Raw genomic sequence first — 2,374 nt, forward strand, 5'->3', positions numbered from 1 at the left:
AGGTCGGACAGGGTCCGGACCAGCCCGGCCGTGCGCAGGGCCGCCGGGCCCATGAGCGCGCCGGGCTCGCTGGTCCCGACCTCGATCGGCGCCCCGATCAGCGCGATCCGGTGCGCATCCTCTCGGCTGGTGTCGCTCGTCATCCGGTCCCCTCAAGTGCAGGTGGAGGCTCGTGCGCCCGACCGATGCTCTAGGCGCACTCGAAGGGCGGGCCAACGATTCGCTTCCGCATCGCCCGACCGCCCGCAAGCCGCGGGCCGCGCTAGCCTCGGCACCGTGGTATTCTGCATGCGGGCGAATTCCGGACCGATCGGTTCACGGGACGAACCGGCAGGGCAGCTGCTGAATCGTCACGTAGACACCTGTATTGGATGGCATTTTTCGTACGGATCCAAGTGTCCATGTATGTCCGACTGTATTTTTGCGAACACAGCATTCCTCTAACTATTGAATATTATTGGGGCACGGTAGATTGAGTTTTGCGTTATAATTCCATGGTTTGCAGCCAAAATTTACGGGATCTTAGTGGCATTGCTCTAAGGTTGCGGCGCTCTCTCTAAGAAAACGATGTAGGATAGCCATGGTGGTGCTTTCGCGGCTGAGTTCTCGCCTGCCGGCGATGACGATCGGCTTGGCCCTGCTCAGCGCCACCGCGATGGGCGGCTTCAGCTGGTATTCCGCCAAGTCCGGCCTGATCGACGCGGCGAACGAGCGGCTGCAGCTCGCCGCGGCGGCGCGCCGCGACGGGATCGAGCTGGTGGCGGACCGGATGCAGGCCGACTTCCTGGCTACGTCGGCGCATCCGCAGATCGTCTCGAACTTCCCCGACCTGATCGAGAACCTCGACCCCGCCAAGCCGGACACGGCCGCGGTCATCGAGGCGTTCCAGGCGCCGCCGACCGCCGAGGCGCGGGTCGCCCTCGACGGCACCGGCATGTATGGGCGCCGGCACGTGAAGGTGCAGGAGACGGCGCGCAAGCTCATCACGCAGCCCGGCTACGCCGACCTGCTGTTCCTCGATGATGCCGGCCGTGTCGTGTACACCACCACCAAGGGCAAGGATTTCGGCCTGGCGGTGACCGAGGACGCGCTGAAGGATACGGCGCTCGCGCGTCTCGTCCAACGCCTCAAGGCCGCCGACCCGAGCGCCGTGCTGTACGAGGATTTTTCGGCCTATCCGGTGGACGGCGTCCCGGCCGCCTTCATCGGCCGCGCCATGACCAAGCGGGCGAACGTCGCCATGGGCACGGCCCAGGCCGCCGAGCGGATCGGCTTCATCGCCATGCGGGTGACGCCGACGCTGTTCGATCAGGCGCTCGCCAAGCGGACCGGCCTCGGCGAGACCGGTCAGGTGCTGGCCGCCGGCGCGGACGGGCGCCTGCGCAGCAACCCGCCCCTCAACGCCACCGTGAAGGCCGGCAGCGAACTCACGCCGCTCGGGATCGAGGCAAGTCGGCTTAAGGCGGGCGGAAGCTTCGACTTCGCCGCCGCGGACGGCCCGCACATGGCGGCGGCCTCGCCGGTCAGCGTGCTCGGCGCCCCCTGGATCGTGGTCGCGGAGCAGTCGCAGGCCGAGGCGATCGACGCCGTGCGGGCGCTCTCCCGCAACCTGCTCCTGATCGGGTTCTGCGTTCTCGCGGGGACGGCGGTGCTCGGCCTGCTGCTGGCGCGCTCGATCGTGTCACCGCTCGGCGCCCTGACCCGCGCGCTCAAGGCGCTCGCCGAACGCCAGGCGCTCAGCGACGTGCCCGGCAGCCGACGCCGGGACGAGATCGGCGACATCGCCCGCGCCGTGGTCATCATCCGCGACGTGTCGCTGGAGGATGCGGCGCAGCAGCTGCAGACCACCGAGGCGGCGCGGCTGCGCGAGGAGCAGGCCCGCCGGGCCATGCTGCAGGATCTCGCGAACGGCTTCGAGATGTCGGTGGGCGGCATCGTCGAGGGGCTGACCCGGGGCGTGGCGGCCCTGCAGGGCGCGTCCGGCACCATGCGGGTCGCCGTCAGTGGCACCTCCGAACGATCCACCAGCGTCGCCAGCGCCGCGCGCCAGACCGCCGACAACGTCGATGCCGTGGCTGCGGCCGCCGAGGAACTCGGCGCGACCGTGCAGGAGATCGGGCGTCAGGTCGAGCAGGCGGCCGGCATGTCGGCCACCGCGGTCGGCGAGGCCAAGCGGGCCGAGGGCACGATGGCGGATCTCGCCGCCGCAGCCACCCGGATCGGCGACGTGGTCGGCATGGTCTCGACCATCGCGGGCCAGACCAACCTGCTGGCCCTGAACGCCACGATCGAGGCCGCCCGCGCCGGCGAGGCCGGCCGCGGCTTCGCGGTGGTGGCGGCCGAGGTCAAGGAACACGCGACCCAGCCCAGCCGG

At 69.6% G+C, this 2,374-nt stretch carries 1 protein-coding gene and 1 pseudogene; one reads left to right on the forward strand and one right to left on the reverse strand.

Annotated features, from left to right (window positions below; all coding sequences use genetic code 11):
- Positions 1–143: pseudogene (locus tag FV228_RS34455) on the reverse strand (arginase); the annotation flags it as partial.
- Between the two features lie 437 nt (positions 144–580).
- Here FV228_RS34455 and FV228_RS27025 point away from each other — a divergent pair.
- A partial coding sequence (locus FV228_RS27025) for a methyl-accepting chemotaxis protein (protein ID WP_187277935.1) occupies positions 581–2,374 on the forward strand: 1,794 nt, incomplete at its 3' end.

Source organism: Methylobacterium sp. WL18, assembly GCF_008040015.1.
In the GTDB taxonomy this organism is placed as follows: domain Bacteria; phylum Pseudomonadota; class Alphaproteobacteria; order Rhizobiales; family Beijerinckiaceae; genus Methylobacterium; species Methylobacterium mesophilicum.